An 18942-nucleotide genomic window follows, 5' to 3' on the forward strand; every position below is an offset into this window, starting at 1 on the left:
GGTTGCTTGCGTGAGGCTTGCAAGGTGAAATGCTGGGTGCTTCACGGTGTGCCAAGTTCGATCTATAGAATAATTCACACGAATACTGGCATTCTCGGAGATTAGTATGTCTTCCACTCGCCGACCCTTCCGCATCGAGATGAACCACGTACAACCCAGCGGTCCGGAGCTCGCGGCCCCCATTCCGGTCGCCGCGCCGGCCCCCGCGCCGTCTTCGACGGCGGGGCCGATCGCCACCCAGGTGGAGCGCATTTTCGACGAGCTGCAGGCCCTGCGCGATACGCTCGCCCGCTTCAACCGCAACCGCAGTTCCGAGATCTCCCAGAGCGGCCCGGCCAAGTCCATGTGGCTGGACATTGAGGCGATCCGCGAGGCGATCGACAGCACCAAGCACGAGCTCGCCTCGATTCAGACGACCAATGTGAAGGGCGCTCAGTTCAACCGCGCCACCGACGAGCTGGATGCTGTCATCGCCGATACCGAGGCGGCGACCGAGGACATCCTGCAGATGGCGGAGAACATCGACGGCGCCGCGGCGAGCCTGATCGAGGAGCTCGAAGGCTCCAAGAAGGCGACCGCCCGCGCCATCCAGACCTATGCCACCCGCATCTTCGAGGCGTGCAACTTCCAGGACATTAGCGGCCAGCGCATCCGCAAGGTCGTGCAGCTCATGATCTTCATCGAGGAGAAGATGGCGCGCATGGCGGAGATCTGGGGCGCCGAGCAGGAGATCGCCCGCATCGCCGAGGAGATCGGCGACAACCGCGAGGGCGACGCGGCGCTGCTCAATGGCCCGGCGCTGGCCGATGAGGCCAACGTCGTCTCGCAGAACGACATCGACTCGCTCTTCGCCTGATCCCACACCCCACCCGACCGAACCCGGCCGCGCCCCCTCGCGGCCGGGTTTTGTCGTTTGTACGGGGAGTGAGCCGGGCATGAGCCGTGCCGCCGCCGCCGGTCACCGGAGGCGCTGACAGACGCGTCAAACACGGGGAGGGTGGGATCAGGCGCAGAAGGCCTGCGACTGGGGCGTCCAGCTACCGAAGCCCGAGCGCACCAGATTGCGGATCACCGCGCACACATAGCGCTTCTGGGCGGGATCATTGTTCGGCCCGGCATTGTAGCGGGCCGCCGCCATGGTCCAGTTGCCATGGCGCTGCTTCAGCTCGGCGAGGAAGCGGGCGGCGTAATCGACGTTCCGCTCGGGATCGAACATCTGCGCCGGGCTGGCGAATTTCTCGCCGTGCCAGCGGTAATTGATCTGCATGCAGCCGAGATCGACCAGCGTGACGCCGCGGGCGCGATACTCCTCCAGCTTGCGCAGACCTTCGGCGGCGCTCGATGCGGTGTAGCTCTTGCCGGCCGCATTCATGGCATAGGGCCTGAGATAGCCGGCGCCTCCGGTTTCCGTCATGCCGACCGCGTAGAGGATCGCCAGCGGCACACCATGGCGCACCGATGCGTGCTGCATCGCCGCCTCGCAGGGCCCGAGCGCGCTGGCCGGCGTCGCCGTGAGAGCCAGGCTACTCAGCAGCGCCGTCGTCAGTATCGCGATCAGCCGGGTTTTGTTGCTGGCGTTCGTCACGGCGTGCTCCGGAATGCGACTGGCGTTCGCCGGCATCCTCATCGGGAGCGCGCCAGGTGGTGGTGGGGGCCACGCGCACATCATGACCGGTGAGACCGGCGCTGGCGCTGATCGAGGTGATGGTGAGGTCCGCCGGGGCATGGCCGTGCTCGGACAGGCTGGCGAGCAGCGCGCCGCGATCCTGCGCGAGGAGCTGTGCCGTCTCGGCGCGGGCCGCCTGCACGCGGATTTCGAGGCCGTCCCGGCCATTGCGCAGGCGCACCGTCACCACGCCCAGTTCGACCGGGTGAAGCTGGATTTCGAGAATGCGCACCGGGCCGCGCGCCGCAGTCTCGAAGGCGCCGCCACCACCAAAGGGCAGGGCGCCCGCCCGCTGGATCGCCGCGCCGACCTGCTCGGAGGGTGTGCCGAGCACGGGGGCAAGGGAGGTCGGGGCCGCGACCGGTGTGGGGGCAGCGGCAGGGGCGGACGCCGCGCCGAGTGCGGGCGTCTCGACCGCCAGTGCCGCGCGGGTTTCCTCGCGGCGCACCGCGCGGGGCGCTGTCTCCGGTATGGCCGTCTCATCCCGCGCCGCATCTGGGTCAGGCGTCTCGCCGGCGGTGGCCGGACGCGCCGGCTCGGCACGCGGCAGGCGCGTTTCCGGCATGGCGGCCGGTGCCGTTTCCGGCAGGACGGGGACCATTGCCGGCGCGAGGGCGGGCGACGCATCGGTGCCGGCGCTGTCGGGAAGCTGGAAGGCGGGTGCGGTGCCGGCGAGTGCAACCTTTGCGGCCTCCACCGTCGTCACCGGGGCAAAATGCGTCTCGCGCAGCAGGATGCGCAGCGGCAGCGGGTTGGCCGGCTCGGCGGCCTCGGGCGCTGGTTGCATCTCGACCGCCCCGCGCATCGGCGGGTCGATCAACCGGCCGAGCAGCGTTTCGGATGTCGCCTCCCGCATGGGCAGGCGGGCTGTCGCCGCGTTGACCATCTCGGCGCCGGTGGTCGAGACCATCTCCACCACCTTCGGCACGTCGTCCAGCGGCACGCCATCACGCTCGCGCGGCGTCTCCTCGGTCGGCGCCCGCGATGCCGTCGGAAGCGCTTCCTCACTCTCCGGCAGTTTCGGGGCAAGGTTCCCGCTCAGGGCGGCGCGGGTATGATGGCCGGCTGCGGCATTCTCGGCATGCGGCGTCAGGCGCGGGGGGGCGACTTCCATCGTCTCCGGCATGGCAGGCTCAAGAGCCATGTCCTGCTTTGCCGACATGTCCGGCGGCATTGCCGCGCGCATCTGCACGGGCGTGTTGGCTGACGTCTTGGCCGGTACCTCGGCGGACGGTTCCGCCGGCACCATGGCGGGCATGGCCGTGGGCTTGCCGGGATCGTTGTCGGGAATGGGATTCAGTGCCCGCGCTGGCGTGGGACGCGCGTCAGGCCCGGCGCGGTGCAGCAAGGCGGTCAGGCGATCCATAAGGGTCGGTGCGTCGCTCTCAGCCGGCGAAGCCGCCGGTTTGGCGTCGGCGGCCGGTTCGGCATCGGCCGGCATGGCTCGCTGCCAGGTCTCGCCCTGCCGAGCCGGCACGGGCGCGCCCTTTCCCGTGACGTCCGCGAGGGCGCTGAGCAGCTCACCGAAATCGCCGCCGTCGCTCGCCTTGTCGGGACGCGGGCGCGCGTCCTCGGAGGCATGGCCGGAAGTAGCCTGATGCGACAGGACAGGGATCATAGCGGCGCCTCCGCGAGGAGTTTCTCGGTGCTACCCAGAAGATTGCGCGCCTTGCCGACCATGGTGCTGTCGTCGGTGGCTGGAGCCGCCTCGCCGGCGGCGGGTGCGGGCGCGGAGGCGTCTACTGCCGCCAGCGTCACCAGCCCGGCCTGCTCGATGGTGTTGACCACGGAGAGGGCGGTGTTGAGCAGCGCGAGGTCCGCATTGGCCAGCCGGTCGCGGCTCACCGCGCGCAATTGGCGCCCGGCGGCTTCATACTCGGTCGCGGAGGCGGCCATGGCGGCGCCGCGATAGAGCGTGGCGCGTTGGGAATCCAGGCTGCCGACCGGCGCGGCCTTCAGCACGCGGTCGGCAGCCATGATGGCCGCCGCCGTCTTGCCCTGCACCACGGCGCCCTGTGCGATGATGAGCAGGATGTCGCGCCGGCCTTCCGGTTCGATGGGGCGCAGCACACCGTCGAGGCGGTGGAACTCGTCCGCATTGTCGATGAAGCTCATGCGGGTGAGGGCGGCGGCGAAGCGCTGGCGAAAATTGCCGGCATAGACCGAGTGGCGGAAGCGGCCGAGATAGGTGGCGGTCAGCCGCTCGAAAGTGTCGAGGTCGTTGGCCTGCGCGGCGATGAGGATGGCGCGGCGCAGCGCGCCTTCCTCCACCAGCGTGCCCGGCGCGAGCACGCGCGCCTGATCGAGCAGGAGGGCGGCGCGCGCCTGATCCTTACGCACCCAGAGCGCGGCCTGCGCCAGTGCGACCTGGCCGCCGAGGCTGGCGGGGAGGCTGCGCGCGTCGATTTCGCCGAGATCCTTCACCGCGTCAGCTTCGCGTCCTTCCACATAGGCGAGGGCGCCGCGCACCAGGCGCGGGTCGACGGCCGGGTTGGCGCCGTTGGCCAGAACGGTGCGTACCGTCTTCGGGCTTCCGCCGCTCAGCAGATAGAGCACCAGCGCCCGAGCATTGCTCGGATCCTTCCAGGCGCTGACATCGACGCTGCGGAACTGCAGGTCGAGGGCCATGAGCAGCGCGTTCTGTTCGTCGAGCGCATTGGGTTCGCCCAGCGCCATGCGGTCCTGCAGGCGCTGGAGCTGGCGCAGGTCGCGGAAGATCGGCGGCGGCGGTGGCGCCTCGGCCTTGGTCGCCGCCTCGTCGGCGTCCTTCGGGGCGCCATCCACCGCCTTCGCGTCGCCATTGGCAGCATCGCTGGCGGGCTCCTCCGATCCGGTGAAGATGCCGGTGAGGGTACCCATCGCAACCTGCTGCGGGGCAGGCCCGGAAGGCGTGCCGACCGGCAAGCGCTCCGGCTCCGGCATGGCCGGCGCGGCGAAGGCCGGCGGGAAGAGCGAATTCAGCGGCGCACCGAGAATTTCCCAGGACAGCGTCGTCGCCGCGGGTGCGGGCGCGGAGGGGCGCGCCGCCGCGACCGTCACCGGCGCGGGCAGGGCCGGCTCGGCCGGCGGGACGAGAGGGGTGGAGGCGGCATCGGTACCGGCGCTCGCCGGGGCTTCGGGCCCGGCGTCGGCGGTGGTCGCGTCAGCGAGGGGCGCGACCGTCTGGAGCGGCTCGCCGGGTATCGTTGCCGCCGATGGGGGGTCAGCAAGCGGCGCTTCACCGACGGACGTTGGCGCATGCTGCGCGTGCGCAAGGGAGGTGTCGGCAGGGCTCGCCGACGCGACAGTCGGGGTGACGTCCTCATAGGGGACCGGACGGGCCGGCGGCAGCGGCGCGGTGGCCGGCAGGGCCAGGCGCTGGCGAGCCTGTGCGGACGTCGGTCTTTGAGTTGCGCGCACGGCCGGCAGGCCCGCGCCGCGGCCCGCGGCGCCCTGCAGCGCAGCGGCGGCGTCGATCGCGCGTACATCCGCCCAAGGATCCTCCTGGGCGAACGCGGTGGAGGACACCGCCATCAGTACGAGCAGCGAGGCGGTTCCGGCAAGCTGGCTCCCGGCGCGGCGTAGCGCGTCCCTCTTCGCATGGGTCATGATGTGGGTTCCCGCAGAACGATTTCGATACGGCGGTTTTCCGGCGCGTTGGGATCGGCCTTGTTCTTCAGGTTGCGGTCGGCGAAGCCTTCGATCTTGCCGACGCGCTTGTCGTCCAGCCCGCCGCGTACCAGCATGTAGTGGGCGATGTTGGCGCGGGCGGCAGAGAGCTGCCAGTTGTCGTAATTGGCCGAGCGGAAGGGGCGCCCGTCGGTGTGGCCGCGCACGACAACCTCGCCCGGCCGGGCCGCCAGCGTGTTGGCGATCTTCGCCATGGCGTTGACCAGCCGTCCATCCGGGACGGCGGAGCCGATCGGGAACATGGTGAAGTCGATATCGTCGGTGAGGCTGATGACGATGCCGTCCTTGGTACGGCGGACATCCACCCGCGGGCCGACCGCGCTGCCCATGGCCTCGGCGATGTCGGCCTTGATCTCGCTCTCCAGCTTGCCGACGGTATCCGTCTTGCCGGACGCGTCAGTCTTGCCGGACGTATCCGCCTTGTCGGACGCATCCGCCGCGGCCGCGCCGGCCTGTTGCGCACCGGCCGTCTCGGGCTTGGGGACGCCCGTCGTGGCGGCGCTGCCGGCGGAGGGGGAGCCGGTCGCCGTGAGCGTGGTGACCCCGGCGACGTCGACGGAGTCATCGGGGCCCATCTGCATCTCAGCCATATTGGCCGTCTCTTCGCCGGTGCGCGGAGCGCTGGCGTCGGGCTTGACGCCCTTCTGCTCGGACATGCCCTTGGCATCGGCGAGCTTGCGCGACTTGGGCGAAGAGTTCATCTGCCAGTAGACCGGATCGAACGGATCGCGGTGCTGCTCGCCGCTGCCGGCGCCGTCCGGCGAGATGTCGCCGATGGCCGCGTCCGGGGAGGTCGGCGTGTTTGGCGGCGCTTCGGCGGCGATCTGGGCGAGCACCGCATAGGGATCCTGGAACAGCGTGCGCTCGGCCTTGCCCTGCTGCACGTCGTCGCCGGCACCGGTGCCTTCGCCGGTGGTGTTCTTCAGGGTCGACGCCGCCTCGCCATCGGCCGAGGTGCCGAGATCCTTGATGTCTTCGGGGTCGTTGAGTCCCTTGCGCTCGCTGATCGCGTCCGAAAGGTTCACCGGGTTGAAGTAGTTGGCGATGGCCTTGCGCACATCCTTATCGGTGACGTTGATCAGCCACATGATGAGGAAGAACGCCATCATGGCCGTCATGAAGTCGGCATGCGCGACCTTCCAGGCGCTCGAGTGATGCTCGTGCTCCTCGTCGTCGTGCCGCTTGATGATGATGAGCTCGTGCCCGCCTTCGGCCATTCTTCTTAGTCTCCGGCGGTGGCGGCACCGAGCCGCGCCGTCCATGCCTGCATCTGGGTCTCAAGGGTTGTCGCCCCGACCGTGACGATCACTTCGCTCTGGCTGCCCGGCTCGAAGCTGACCGGCGCGCGCGGGTCGATCCGGGTGCGCAGCTCGTCGATCAGGTCGGGTGAGCCGGTCACGCGCATCACCGGGTTGTCGCTGCCGGTCAGCGTGTCATTGATCACGGCGGCCATTTCGACGAGGGCCCGCTCGCGCACGGCGGTCTGAAGGAACGGGCTGATGAGGCGGGCGAGGCTCTGCGCGAGTTCCTGACGCAGCGCCTCCAACCCGGAATCGATGGCACCGGCGAGCCGGTTGCTCTCCGAGTCGATCCAGCTTCGCCGTTCCTCGGCGACGCGCTGCTCGGCACGGGCCATATCCTCGGTGCGCAGGCGCTCGAATTCGACGCGGGCATCGGCTGCCCCGGCGCGACGGCCCTCGGCCGCGGCCTGGGCGGCGATGGCCGCGAGATCGGGCCCGGAGCTGACAGCCGGCTTGGGCGGGGCGATCGCCGGAGGCGCCGCGGGCTTGATCAGCGGCGTGGGAGGAGCCTCCTTCGCCGCCTCGGCACCGGGCCGGCGGGGCATGCTGTGCGAGAAGTCGGGGAGATGACCGATCAGCATATGCATCAGGCACGCACCTCCTGCTGCAGCCACTGCCGGAGGATGGCGGCGGCCTGCTCCTCATCGAACTCGACGATCTGTTCCAGCCGCTTCTGCGGCGAGCGGTTCATCTTGCTGGTGAGATCCTCGATGAGGTTCACCGGCTCGATCACGCCAGGGGTGCCGCTGCCTTCGGGCGCGGGAAGCTCGCCGACGGCAAGGCTGCCGGTGCCGGCCAGCATGGCGGCCTCGATGGCCTCGGCTTCTTCCGGACGGGCCACGATGGCGCGCACCGCCGGCTTCAGGCCGAACCAGATGAGCAGGGCGGCGACGATGAGGATGGTGGCGGCGTTCACCAGCGTGCCGGCCTGCCGCATCATCACGTCGGTCCAGCTCAGCGGGGGAACGGGCTCCAACTCGCCATTACCGGCGGCGAAGGCGACGGCGGAGACCTTGAGCTTGTCGCCGCGCGCCTTGTCGAAGCCGGCCGCGGCGCCCGCGAGCTGCTCGATCTCATAGATCTGTGTCTCCAGCGGCACCGCCTCCTTGGCATCGCCGGCGGCGACGAGCCGCTCGCGATTGACCAGGATGGCAATGGAGAGGTTCTCGACCGTGAAGCCCTCGCGCACCGTCTCCGTGCTGCGGGAGGAGATCTCGAAATTGGTCAGTTCCTCGCGGCGGTTATTCTCTTCATTGGAGTTGTTGCCGGCACCGCCAGCGCCGCCCGCCTGCTGCTGCGGGATGTTCTGCTGCACGGTGGCGGCCTGCTGCTGCGAGCGGTTCTGCGAGGTGCCGGTCTCCTTGATGACGCGCACAGAGCGTTCGGTCTTGGAAGCCGGGTCGAAGGTGGTCTCGTTCATCGTCACGCGGTCGGTGTCGAGCCGCGAGGAGACGCTGATCTGGAAATTGTCGATACCGAGATAGGGCGTGAGGGCGCGGCGGATCTTGGCCTCGGTGTCGCGGTTCACCTGGTCCTGCAGCAGCGCCTTCTTCCCGCCGGCCGCGTTGGACGGATCATCGCCCGCCGCGAGCACGGCGCCTTCGGTGTTGAGGACGGTGACCGAGTCCATCTTCATGCCGGGCAGGGCCGCGGCGACGAGATGGCGGATGGCGTCGGCGCTGGACGCGTCGGCGGCACTCTCGGTGCGGATGACAACGGAGGCGGAAGCCTGCTGCTGTTCGCGGCGGAACGAGCCGCGATCGGGCAGCACGATGTGCACGCGGGCGGCCTTGACGCCCTTCATCGTCTGGATGGTGCGGGCGAGCTCGCCCTCCAGCGCGCGGACCTTGGTGATCTCCTGCATGAAGGAGGTCAGGCCGAGCGAATTCATGTCGTTGAACAGCTCATAGCCGGAGCTTGAGCTCTGCGGCAGGCCCTTCTCGGCCAGCAGCATGCGGGCGCGGGCCGTATCGGCGGGCGCTACCAGCACGGCTGTGCCGTCGGAGTTCACATCGAAGGTGACGCCGGCGTCCTTGAGGGCCCCGCCGATGCGGGTGACGTCCTCGCGGTTGAGGTTGGCGTAAAGCGTCTCGGTGGCCGGGCGGCTGAGGAAATAGGCTCCCAGGGAGATGGCGGCGAGGACGGTCAGGCCGATGAGGCCGAGCGCGATGAGGCGCCGAGCGCCAAGCTGGCGCAGGTTGCTCAAGAGCATCTCGATCTGCTGGCCACCGATCATCGGCTATCCGCTCCATCCCCGCTATCTCCCGCCATCATGGCGGTAGTTCCTTGGTCTCGCGGCGTGACGCCCCGGGGCGGGGGCCCGGGGCGTCAGCTTCGACGGTCGCGTCGTTCCCGGGGGGCGTGGGTTCAACGCGGGTCGGCGCGGGGTGCCGCGCAAGGGCAGTGCCGGGCTGGGGTACACCGACTGCCCGAGGACACCATGCGCCGGCGAGCTTGCCTGGAGATTGCGTGGCGTGGCCGTCGTGATGCGAGGCGGCGGCGGGCCGGAAAAAAGAAAGGCCACGCTCCGGGGGCGGGAGCGTGGCCAGTTGCGCCGCGAACGGCGGGAGACACACTTAGGAGGGCGTGAGCCCCTACATCAGCCGCGGAAGAGGCTGAGCACGCTCTGCGAGCTGGAATTGGCGATGCCGAGCGACTGAACGGCGAGCTGCTGCTGGGTCTGCAGCGCCTTCAGACGGGTCGACTCCTCTTCCATGTTCGCGTCAACAAGAGCGCCGATGGCGCGGTTGTTGGCGTCCTGAAGAGCCTGCACGAAGTTCGTCTGCGACTCGATGCGGCTGGCCGTCGAGCCGAGGCTCGTCGACGCGTCGGTCAGGTCGCTCAGGGCGGCATCGACGATCGAGGTGTAGTTCGCGATCTTGTCGAGGTCGGCCTGGCTCGAGGTCAGGGACGAGATGTCGATGTCCATGATCGAGCTGACGGTGGCGGTGCCGTTGTCGGTGGCGGCCACGCGGGACTTGTCGAGAATGCCGAGGTTGTCGGTACCCGACGCGGCCAGCGAGTTGGTCAGCGCGAGAACCGCACCATCCAGAGCCGTCTTCTTCGCGGTTTCCGCAGTGGTGATGGCCGCGTCGCGCGTGTTGGTGGCCGTCGCATAAGCGGCGTCACGAGCGGCAACGGCGGCGGCATCCATGGCGCTGCCGGCGAACGTGGTATCAGCGGTGCTGATAGCCGTGTCGTAGGCAGTGGTCGCCGTGGTCTTGGCAGTGTCGAAGGTGGTCGTCGCCGTGGTCTTGGCGGTCGCGTAAGTCGCCGACGAGGTGGTCACGGCGGCGTCAACCGCGGTATGCACGGTGGAGTTGTCATCGAGCAGCTTGAACGCGCTGGTGTCGATGTCGATCGTGTCCACCTGCACCGAGTCGCCGGTGCGGGAGAACGAGGCAACCACCGCCTTGGTGGCATTGTAGTTCGCCGCGCTCGAGTCGACGGCCAGCCAGTTGCTGCCGGAGATGACGGTGCTCTTGGCGTTGTTCTTCAGCTCATCGAGCAGGCTGCCGATTTCGGTCTGCAGCTTGGCGCGGTCGGCGTCCGGGGACGCGGCCGTGATGAGCTTTTCCTTCACCTTCTGCAGCGCCGTGCGAACGGTATCGAGACCGGTGTTGACGGTATCAACCGAAGACTTGGCGAGGCCGAGGGAGTCCTTCACCGCGCCGAGCGCGCCGTTGTCGGAGCGGGTCGTCGTGGCGATCGACCAATAAGCCGCGTTGTCGGACGCCGAATTGACGCGGAGGCCGGTGGAGACGCGGTTGTTGGTCTGGTCGAGGCTCGAGTTGATCGTCCGCAGGGTCTGCAGGGCAACCATCGAGGAGGTGTTGGTCATAAGGCTGGTCATGACGAAATGTCCCTTTGTCTGGAGAGAGAGGTTTCAAGGGGACATACCGGGCTGAAACCGGCATGGCAGAAGCGGCATCATGCCTTTGGCGGAGGCCCCACTCGGGGCGGCCTCACCTGCGGGCCCACCTGGGGGCCAGCAGTCAATCTGCCATGGCGTCACCGTCGCATGGTGGGCTTGCGCGAAGCTTGCAGCCCGGGTGCTGTGGAAATTCCCGGCGCGCGGCCAAAGAAAAAGGGCGGTCCGCCTGCGCGAACCGCCCCCCGGAAGGCGCCCTGGGGCCCTTGCCGACTACTCGCTAATAGAAGGAACGCACCAGCCCGCCGACCAGCAGGTTCCACCCATCAATCAGGATGAAGAAGAGAATCTTGAACGGCAGCGCGATCACCGCCGGCGGCATCATCATCATGCCCATGGACATGACCAGCGTCGCCACGATCATGTCGATGATCAGGAAGGGCAGCATGATCAGGAAGCCGATCTCGAAGCCGCGGCGCAGCTCGGAGATCATGAAGGCCGGGATCAGGATGCGCAGCTCGACATCTTCGGGCGCCGTACTGGTGGCGGCCTGTCCATTGGCGGCGGCGAGGTCGGCGAAGGTCTGGAGATCCTTCGGCCGGACCTGTGACAGCATGAACTCGCGGAATGGGGCGGCGACGCGTTTCAGCGCCTCCTGCTCGGAAATCTCGTTGGCGGTGAGCGGCTGGATGCCGTCCTTCCAGGCGCGATCGAAGGTCGGGCCCATGACGTAGAAGGTCATGAACAGAGACAGCGAGATCAGCACCAGGTTGGCCGGCGTCGACTGCAAGCCGAGGCCCGAGCGCAGGAAGGACAGGGCGATGACGATGCGGGTGAAGCTCGTCACCATGATCAGCAGGCCCGGCGCCAGTGACAGCACGGTGAGCAGGGCGATCATCTGCACCATGCGGCCCGAGGCAGCGCCGCCGCCGGCTTCGTTCAGAAGTTCCGACAGGCTCGGCGTCTGCTGGGCGAGTGCAGGCATGGCGAAGACGAGGCCGGCAAGGAGCGCCAGCCCGCCGACCAGATTACGCGGTGTCATTGCACCACCAGCGTTTCGATCACCAGTTCCTCAACGTGACCTTCCGAGCGCATCCGGGCGCGCTCATTAAGGTCTTCGCGCAGGTGAATGAGGCCGCTCGGGCCTTCAAGCTGGCTCAGCGGAATGGTGCGCAGATACGCCATCACGTCTTCGCGGATTTGCGCGGCGGCGATCTGCGGGTTGGGCAGCGAGCCGTTCTTGTAGATGATCGAGGCCTCGATGCGCACGAAGGTGCTGCTGGGCGCGGCGAGGTTGGAGACGATGGGCTTGAGGCTTTCCATCATCATTTCGGGGTTGGAATAGCGCAGCGGCGGCTTCTCGGGCTCGGCCGCTTCCTGCTCTTTCGCCTTCTCCGTCACGGCCTTCTCGACCGTGGAGGCGAGCTGGATGCCGAGACCACCACCACCGGCAGCGGCGAGGAGTGTCAGCAGGCTCAGCGCCACGATCACCCCGAGCTTGCCGCCCCCGCTTTTGCCTTCTGCCTTGACTGCCTGTGCCATGTTGGCCCCCGCCGGTTGCGTGTTCGTCAGAAAGGAACGACGGCGTCGTAGATGCGCTGGCCCCAGGCCGGCTGCTGGACGTCGTTGAGCCGGCCGCGGCCGGCGTAGGAAATGCGGGCTTCGGCGATCCGGTCGTAGGCGATCTGGTTGCCGCCGGTGATATCCAGCGGGTTCACCATGCCGGCGATCGTCAGCACGCGGACCTCGTAATTCACCAGGATCTCCTGCGAGCCGCGGATCATCAGGTTGCCGTTTGGCAGCACCTCGGTGACGACCACGGCGACCGCGAGGCGCAGCTTTTCCGAGCGGTCGATCGAGCCTTTGCCCTTGGCCTCGGTATCCGAGTTCATGGTGAGCGAGCCGGTGGCAGAGCCATAGCCGCCGGCCCAGCCGTAACCTTCGGCGCCGGCGGCGATATCCAACCCGGCATCCTGCGCGGATTTGCGCGAGCGGCCGGTCTCGTTGTCGAATTCGGCCTTGTCGTCGAGCGAGATGTCGACCTTCAGCGTGTCGCCGACCTTGGTGGCGCGGATGCTGCGGTAGAGGCTCTGGCTACCCTGGTCCCAGGTCGAGGCGAAGCTGCGCGAGGGCGGTGGCGGGTAGGCCATCGGGATCGGATCCGCCTGCGCCTGGATGCCATAGCCGACCGGCGTCAGCGACGGGCCATTCGCCAGGCTGTCATATTTGTTGGTTTGACAAGCACTTAGCCCGAGGGCGGCGAGCGGCAGGAGGAGCAGTCTCATGACGATTTGTCCTGGCTCGCGGCCTTCGCCTCATTGGCCCGCTTGGCGATGCCGACCATGACGCCGGTGAGGCGGGCGGCACGGGTGGAGTCCATCTCGTTCATGATGGCGCTGGCGACGCGCGGGTTGAGCTTGGCGAGGATCGCCGCGGCCGGGTCGTCGCCCATCACGGTGAGCTGGGCGGCGGCGGCGTCGGGGCGCATCTGGGAGATCACGGCGATCACCGATTCATCCGCCTTGCGCAGGAATTCTTCGCGACGCGTCAACCACTTCTCATATTCAGCGCGCTTGGCCTCGAGCTGCGCGATGCGCTCCTCGAGATCCTTCTCCATCCCCTCGATCGCCGCCTTCTGGCGGGCGAAGCGGGCGTCGCGGGCGGTGTCGATGAGGCTGGCGCAGTACTGCTCGGTGTTGCTCAGATTGGACGGCATCGGCACCGCCGGAACCGGCGCCTGGGCCGGCAGCGCCTGCACCGGCGCGGTGGATTTGGCGGCGGCGGCTTCGGCCCGGCCCTCGTGGAGTGTCAGTGCAGTGAGGGGGACAGTCAGGCCGATGAGGATCAGAAAAGAGCTGCCCCGGCCGGTGAGGCCGCGCGCCGGCAGATGGGCCGGCCGGCGGGTGCGCGCGGGAACCGGGACCGGCTCCTGCCCGCCCCAGCCTTCCTCGTCCCCGACCGAATGGCGGGCGGCGAAACACAGCGCCGCCGAGATGAGGCCGAAGGCTCCGCCGAGGATGAAGATGAACAGGTGCGACAGAACGGTCACGATGCTCATGGGCGTGGCTCCTCGATTGGGTGGCGGCAACAGACCGGTCGGCAGGTTGGGCGATGGCTGAACGGTCGGCCCGTGGGCCGTCCCGGTTACTGGACCACCAGGTCCGCTTGCAGCGCGCCCGAGGTCTTGATCGCCTGCAGGACAGCGATGATGTCCGTCGGCCTCATTCCCATACGGTTCAGACCTTGCACGAGGGTCTCCAAATCGGGGCCCCGCACGACGGCGAGGTAGCCGCCATCCTGCTCAATGCCGATATCGGTACGCGGCACCACGACGGTCTCGCCGTCGGAGAAGGGGGCGGGCTGGGAGACTTCCGGCGTCTCGGTGACGCGCACCGTGAGGTTGCCCTGGGTGACGGCGACGGTGGAGATCTTCACGTTGCGCCCGATCACCACCGTGCCGGAGCGCTGGTCCACCACCACGCGGGCGGGGGTATCCGGCTCGATCGGCAGGTCGCCGATCATGGCGAGGAAGCGGGCGGGGTTCATCTGCGGCGGGCGCTGGACCACGACGCTGCGCAGATCGCGCTCCTGGGCCAGCGGCTTGTTAGGACCACCAAGCTTGCCATAGTCGAACTTCATCTTGCCGAAGCGGGCATTGATGACGTCGGCGACGCGGGCGGCGGTGGCGAAATCCGGGTTGTTCAGCTCCAGCACGAAGCTGGTCAGCTCGTTCAGCACGCCGGGCGCCGGCTTCTCCACCAGCGCGCCATTGGGAATGCGGGCGGCGGTGGGAATGCCCTGGGTGATGCTCTCGGCCTGGCCCTCGGCGGTGAAGCCGGTGACGGCGAGCTGGCCCTGCGCCACGGCATAGGTCTGCCCGTCGGCGGCGGTGAGCGGGGTGAGCAGCAGCGTGCCGCCGCGCAGCGAGGTGGCATCGCCCATCGAGGCGACGTTGATGTCGATGCGCGAGCCGACGCCAGCGAAGGCCGGCAGGTCGGCGGTGACCGCGACGGCGGCGACGTTGCGCGCGCGCAGCGGAATGCCGCGCGTGCTGATGCCGAGCCGGTCGAGCATGGACTGCATGGCCTGCTCGGTGAAGGGCGAGTTGCGCAGCGTGTCGCCCGTGCCCTGGAGGCCGATGACAAGGCCGTAACCGATGAGCTGGTTCTCGCGCACGCCCTGCACCGAGGACACGTCCTTGATGCGCGTCGCGGCGTTGGCGCTGGCAAGGCCGGCGAGCACCAGCAGGGTGGCGGCGAGGAGGCGCTTCATTTGCCGCCGACCTTGACCGAGCCGTCCGCCTGCACGATGCCGGTGACGATCTTGCCGCTGTCGACGTTCTTCAGCCGCACCATCGCGCCGACGGTGGCGGAATCCAGCGGCACGCCCATGGCGGTGATCAGCAGGCCGCCCTGCTCGAAGCGCAGCTCGGTGGCAACGCCGCGCGTGACGACCTTGGCCTCGCCCACCGCCCCGACCGGCACGGCATTGCCGGCCAGCAGCACGCGCCGGGCGACCTTGCCGACAAGCTGGCCGCGATTGACGGCGATCGGATATTCGCTGGTCACATGGGCGGGGAACGACTTGTCCACCAGCATGGCGTCGGTGATCGTCTCGCCGGGCGCCACCGTGGTCGCGGCGACGGGGAGCATGACCTGCTGCGGCAGCGGCGCGCCGGCGACCGGCGGCGTGGCCGGGGCGGCGCCTGTCGGGGGCGCCCAGTCGGCCAGGGCCGAGCTGTCGACCCGGCTGTCGGCGATCGAGGCGGCGAGCGCGCCACCGGCGAAAGCGAGCGAGCCGAGGGCCAGCACGCCGATACGGGCGAGCGCATGGGAGAGGGCACGCGCACGGGCGGCGCCCCCGAAATGCCGACGCATGGCGCGGTTCCTTTGTTAGCGGATGCCCTTGGAGACCGTGGCGGCCATTTCGTCGGCGGCCTGGATCACCTTGGAGTTCATTTCATAGGCGCGCTGGGCGGAGATCAGCTCGGTGATCTCCTTCACCGGGTCCACGTTCGAGGACTCGAGATAACCCTGGTGGACCTTGCCGAAGCCGGTATCGCCGGCGACGCCGGTCACCGCCGTACCGGAGGCATCGGTCTCGCGGTAGAGATTGTTGCCGATCGGCTCCAGCCCGCCATCATTGGGGAAGTTGGCGACGGTGAGCTGGCCGAGCATCTGCGGCGTCGCCTGGCCGGCGACCTTGGCATAGACCTGCCCGGTCTCGTTGATGGCGATCTCCACCGTGTCGGCGGGGAAGGTGATGGCGGGTTCCACCACATAGCCGTCATTGGTGACGAGCTGGCCCTCCGGCCCCTTGTTGAAGGAGCCGGCGCGCGTATAGACGGTCTCGCCGGTCGGGCTGGTGATCTGGAACCAGCCACGCCCGTTGATGGCGATGTCGAGCGGGTTGCCGGTCTGGGTGAGCGGGCCCTGCATGTGCAGGTTGCGCACACCCACGGTGCGCACGCCGAGGCCGACCAGCGCGCCGTCCGGGATCGGCAGGCCGCCATCCACATTGGGCACGCCCTGGGCGCGTTCGGCCTGGTAGAGCAGGTCGGCGAATTCGGCGCGCGCGCGCTTGAAGCCCGTCGTGTTGATGTTCGCGATGTTGTTCGCGATCACTTCCACATTGGTCTGCTGCGCGCTCATGCCGGTGGCGGCGATGGCCAGTGCTCTCATGTCGCTATGTTCCTCAGATCGCCATCCGCGAGATTTCCTGATAGGCCGCGACGACCTTGTCGCGGACCGCGAGCGCGGTCTGGAGCGTCTGCTCGGCGGTCATGATCGTCTGCACGACATGAGCGACGGACGCCTTGCCCTGAATGCCGCTGATGGCGGTGGCTTCCGCCGTCTTCAGCGAATTTACCGCCTGGCCGGAAACATCGGCGAGGATGTCGCCGAAATCCGTGCCGGAGACGGACCGGCTGGGTGCCGCCGCCGCGGCCGGGCCGGTCGCGGACGACGCGGCGGGGCCATTGGTGCGGATCGGGGTGAAAGAACCAATCGCGTCAAGCATCATCCAGCCCTCAGCAGGTCGATGGTCTGGGAGATCATCGACCGGGCCTGTTTCATCATCTGGAGGTTGGCGGAGTAGGAGCGACCGGCTTCACGCAGGTCGGCCATTTCCACCAACGGGTTCACATTGGGCATCTTCACATTGCCCTGCGCGTCCGCGGCCGGGTTGCCCGGATCATGCTCGACGGCGAAGGGGGTGTTCTTGTCGGTGCCGAGCTGGCTCACCGACACCTGCGAGGCGCCGAGGCCGCGCATCGGCTGCGCCGCGAAATGCACGGTCTTGCGCACATAGGGCGCGCCGTCGGGGCTTGTCGCCGTGGAACGGGCGTTGGCGATGTTCTCCGAGGCGATGCGCATGCGCAGCGACTGGGCTTCCATGCCGGAGCCGGCGATGGACGATATCGACTTGAGGGGATCGATCATCACACATTCCTCACGCTGGCTAACACCATCCGGTGAAACGAGCGGACAATGCTCGTGTTGAGGGTAAAGGCACCGCTGACCTCGTTCGCCTTGACCATCTGCTGGTCCAGACTGACGGTGTTGCCGTTTTCGGAGATGCTCCAGCTCTCGGCGTCGTCCATCTTCACCGTCGCCGCCCCTGGGGCGGACATGGAAAGATGAGCCGCGTTGGTCCGCGCTTCCGCCAGATGGGTCTTGTCCAGCACCGCCGAGAAGGGTTCCACCTCGGCCGCCCGGTAGCCGGGCGTGTTGGCATTGGCGATGTTGCCGGCGATGGTCGCCTGCCGCACTGAGGCCCATGCAGAGTGGCGGGAGGCGAGATCGAAGAGATAGACCTTGTCCACGAGAGGCTCCGCATTCCGATGGGAGCACCCTAGGTACAGAACCTTGCACGAGGCTGGACTCGCCGATGGGCGGCAGCGTCTGCCCCCGGCAGGGCTTAGTTCGCGGCGATCCGCGCCGCCGCGAGGGCGCTGGCGAAGCGCTGGAGATTGTCCTCCGGCGAGGCCGGGCCCCCGGCGAAGTCGATCCGGTCGATATGCACGCCGATTGTCGTGTCGTCGAACACGACGCGGAACGCGGCGGTCAGCGTCGCCTCGCGCAGTATCATGCTGATGCTGACATTGGGCGGGGAACCCCAGTCGCTTTCGACCGCCGCATTGCGCCCGTAATGCAGCAGGCCCGGCTTCAGGAATAGCTCGGCCGAGGAGTTGATGAGATCCTGGATGTTCTCGTCCTGCCGCCGGCTGATATAGGCGATGACGACGCCGGCGCTGGTGAAGCACAGCTCGCTGAGAAAGCCGCGCAGCGTATCCGCCAGCATCTTCTCATAGGGTAGCAGCGCCAGCGGCGCATCCTTGTCGAGGCTAAAGGCGCCATCAGGTCCGGGCATTCTTGCCTCTTGCATAGATGAAATAGAGTATCTTGGCGATCGGCCGGTAGAATTCGGCCGGAATCCACTGGTCCACCTCGACGGCGTCATACATGGCGCGGACAAGGGCCCGGTCCTCGACGACGGGGATGTTGTGGCTCTCGGCGATGGAGCGGATCTTCAGGGCGATGAGGTCGGCGCCCTTGGCGAGTACGAGCGGCGCGCCGCCCTTCTGGCGGTCATAATAGAGCGCGATCGCATAGTGGGTCGGGTTGGCCAGCACGATGGAGGCGCGCGGGACGGCGTTCATCATGCGGTGGCGGGCGCGTTCCTGGGCGAGGGAGCGCATGCGCGCCTTCACCAGCGGGTCGCCCTCGGCCTGCTTGAACTCCTCCTTCACCTCCTGCTTGGTCATGCGCAGCTCGGCCTTCCAGTGCAGGCGCGACCAGACGAGGTCGACGCCCACAAGCGCGATGGTCGCCACGCAGACGGCGGAGACCAGACGCACGGCGAGGCCGAGCAGCATGGAGGGGACCAGCACCGGGTCGCTCGACATGGCGGCGGTGATGCTGTCCTGGCCGGAGAACAGCAGCAGCCCGCACACCAGCGCGATCGCGCCGAACTTGAACAGCGACTTCAGGAACTCGACCTGGCCGTCGCGGCCGAACAGGCGCTTCCAGCCGGAGGCGGGCGAGATGCGCGACCATTGCGGACGGATTCGCTCGCCCACCATGCTGGGCGTGTTCTGCACCAACGCGGCGACGAGGCCGCAGATCGACAGCACGATGACGATGGGCAGAAGGAAACGGGCGCCGAGCTCGAAGGCGACCCAGAGAATATGCGTGACGTCCTCACTGGTGTTGAGGCGCAGGCTTCCGGGGTCGTCGATGAAGCGGGAGAGCCCCTGCATCAGCGGTCCGCTCTGCGGGCCGGCGAAGAAGCTCAGGCTGATGAGAATGCCGATGAGGGAGGCAAACAGGGTCGCCTCCTTGGAGAAGGGGATGTTGCCCTTCTCCAAGGCGTCGGCGATCTTCTTGTCGCTGGCTTCCTCGGTTTTGCTTTCCTTGTCGTCATCCCCGGACATG

At 68.1% G+C, this 18942-nt stretch carries 20 protein-coding genes; 1 reads left to right on the forward strand and 19 read right to left on the reverse strand.

The window, feature by feature from the left end; translation table 11 throughout:
• Positions 1-106 precede the first annotated feature (106 nt).
• Entirely contained in the window at positions 107-856 is a 750-nt protein-coding gene (locus tag OU996_RS08335; RefSeq protein WP_267585135.1) for a protein phosphatase CheZ, read from the forward strand.
• A 147-nt stretch (positions 857-1003) separates the two neighbouring features.
• Here the strand turns inward: OU996_RS08335 and OU996_RS08340 are convergent, their stop codons facing one another.
• The 19 genes from OU996_RS08340 to OU996_RS08430 all read right to left on the reverse strand — a co-directional run bounded on the left by OU996_RS08340 (position 1004) and on the right by OU996_RS08430 (position 18941).
• Positions 1004-1546 carry a lytic transglycosylase domain-containing protein gene (locus OU996_RS08340; RefSeq protein ID WP_267585647.1) on the reverse strand — a complete coding sequence of 181 codons (543 nt, stop codon included), beginning with the start codon at positions 1544-1546 and terminating at the stop codon, positions 1004-1006.
• The gene (locus OU996_RS08345) at positions 1524-3284 is read right to left on the reverse strand and encodes a flagellar hook-length control protein FliK (RefSeq protein WP_267585136.1); all 1761 of its coding nucleotides are present in this window, start codon (positions 3282-3284) and stop codon (positions 1524-1526) included. Before OU996_RS08345 ends, OU996_RS08340 begins: the two co-directional genes overlap by 23 nt.
• Positions 3281-5254, reverse strand: a complete 1974-nt coding sequence (locus OU996_RS08350) for a hypothetical protein (RefSeq protein ID WP_267585137.1) — start codon at positions 5252-5254, stop codon at positions 3281-3283. The genes OU996_RS08345 and OU996_RS08350 overlap by 4 nt, the downstream gene beginning before the upstream one ends.
• On the reverse strand, positions 5251-6552 hold the full coding sequence (locus tag OU996_RS08355) for a MotB family protein (RefSeq protein WP_267585138.1): 1302 nt from the start codon (positions 6550-6552) through the stop codon (positions 5251-5253). Before OU996_RS08355 ends, OU996_RS08350 begins: the two co-directional genes overlap by 4 nt.
• A gap of 5 nt (positions 6553-6557) precedes the next feature.
• On the reverse strand, positions 6558-7223 hold the full coding sequence (locus tag OU996_RS08360) for a hypothetical protein (protein ID WP_267585139.1): 666 nt from the start codon (positions 7221-7223) through the stop codon (positions 6558-6560).
• Positions 7223-8872 (reverse strand): flagellar basal-body MS-ring/collar protein FliF, encoded by a 1650-nt coding sequence (fliF, locus tag OU996_RS08365; RefSeq protein ID WP_267585140.1) that lies wholly within the window; start codon positions 8870-8872, stop codon positions 7223-7225. Before fliF ends, OU996_RS08360 begins: the two co-directional genes overlap by 1 nt.
• A 363-nt stretch (positions 8873-9235) precedes the next feature.
• A complete protein-coding gene (locus OU996_RS08370; RefSeq protein ID WP_267585141.1) occupies positions 9236-10489 on the reverse strand; it encodes a flagellin in 1254 nt (417 codons plus the stop codon).
• A gap of 298 nt (positions 10490-10787) precedes the next feature.
• Entirely contained in the window at positions 10788-11549 is a 762-nt protein-coding gene (fliP, locus tag OU996_RS08375) for a flagellar type III secretion system pore protein FliP (RefSeq protein ID WP_420712722.1), read from the reverse strand.
• A complete protein-coding gene (locus OU996_RS08380; RefSeq protein ID WP_267585142.1) occupies positions 11546-12049 on the reverse strand; it encodes a flagellar basal body-associated FliL family protein in 504 nt (167 codons plus the stop codon). The genes fliP and OU996_RS08380 overlap by 4 nt, the downstream gene beginning before the upstream one ends.
• A gap of 26 nt (positions 12050-12075) precedes the next feature.
• A complete protein-coding gene (locus OU996_RS08385) occupies positions 12076-12792 on the reverse strand; it encodes a flagellar basal body L-ring protein FlgH (RefSeq protein WP_267585143.1) in 717 nt (238 codons plus the stop codon).
• Positions 12789-13565, reverse strand: a complete 777-nt coding sequence (locus tag OU996_RS08390) for a MotE family protein (RefSeq protein WP_267585144.1) — start codon at positions 13563-13565, stop codon at positions 12789-12791. Before OU996_RS08390 ends, OU996_RS08385 begins: the two co-directional genes overlap by 4 nt.
• 86 nt (positions 13566-13651) lie before the next feature.
• Positions 13652-14779, reverse strand: a complete 1128-nt coding sequence (gene flgI / locus OU996_RS08395; RefSeq protein ID WP_267585145.1) for a flagellar basal body P-ring protein FlgI — start codon at positions 14777-14779, stop codon at positions 13652-13654.
• Positions 14776-15384 (reverse strand): flagellar basal body P-ring formation chaperone FlgA, encoded by a 609-nt coding sequence (gene flgA / locus OU996_RS08400; protein WP_267585146.1) that lies wholly within the window; start codon positions 15382-15384, stop codon positions 14776-14778. The genes flgI and flgA overlap by 4 nt, the downstream gene beginning before the upstream one ends.
• A gap of 15 nt (positions 15385-15399) precedes the next feature.
• The gene (gene flgG / locus OU996_RS08405) at positions 15400-16188 is read right to left on the reverse strand and encodes a flagellar basal-body rod protein FlgG (RefSeq protein WP_267585147.1); all 789 of its coding nucleotides are present in this window, start codon (positions 16186-16188) and stop codon (positions 15400-15402) included.
• Between the two features lie 13 nt (positions 16189-16201).
• Positions 16202-16525: a flagellar hook-basal body complex protein FliE gene (locus tag OU996_RS08410; RefSeq protein ID WP_267585650.1), complete on the reverse strand. Its 324-nt coding sequence runs from the start codon at positions 16523-16525 to the stop codon at positions 16202-16204.
• Positions 16525-16944: a flagellar basal body rod protein FlgC gene (gene flgC / locus OU996_RS08415; protein WP_267585651.1), complete on the reverse strand. Its 420-nt coding sequence runs from the start codon at positions 16942-16944 to the stop codon at positions 16525-16527. The genes OU996_RS08410 and flgC overlap by 1 nt, the downstream gene beginning before the upstream one ends.
• 2 nt (positions 16945-16946) lie before the next feature.
• Complete coding sequence (flgB, locus tag OU996_RS08420; protein WP_267585148.1) at positions 16947-17330, reverse strand: flagellar basal body rod protein FlgB; 384 nt, start codon at positions 17328-17330, stop codon at positions 16947-16949.
• 95 nt (positions 17331-17425) lie between these two features.
• Entirely contained in the window at positions 17426-17878 is a 453-nt protein-coding gene (locus OU996_RS08425) for a hypothetical protein (protein WP_267585149.1), read from the reverse strand.
• The gene (locus tag OU996_RS08430) at positions 17865-18941 is read right to left on the reverse strand and encodes an EscU/YscU/HrcU family type III secretion system export apparatus switch protein (protein WP_267585150.1); all 1077 of its coding nucleotides are present in this window, start codon (positions 18939-18941) and stop codon (positions 17865-17867) included. The genes OU996_RS08425 and OU996_RS08430 overlap by 14 nt, the downstream gene beginning before the upstream one ends.
• Position 18942 lies beyond the last annotated feature (1 nt).

It is taken from the genome of Ancylobacter sp. SL191 (assembly GCF_026625645.1).
Lineage (GTDB): Bacteria > Pseudomonadota > Alphaproteobacteria > Rhizobiales > Xanthobacteraceae > Ancylobacter.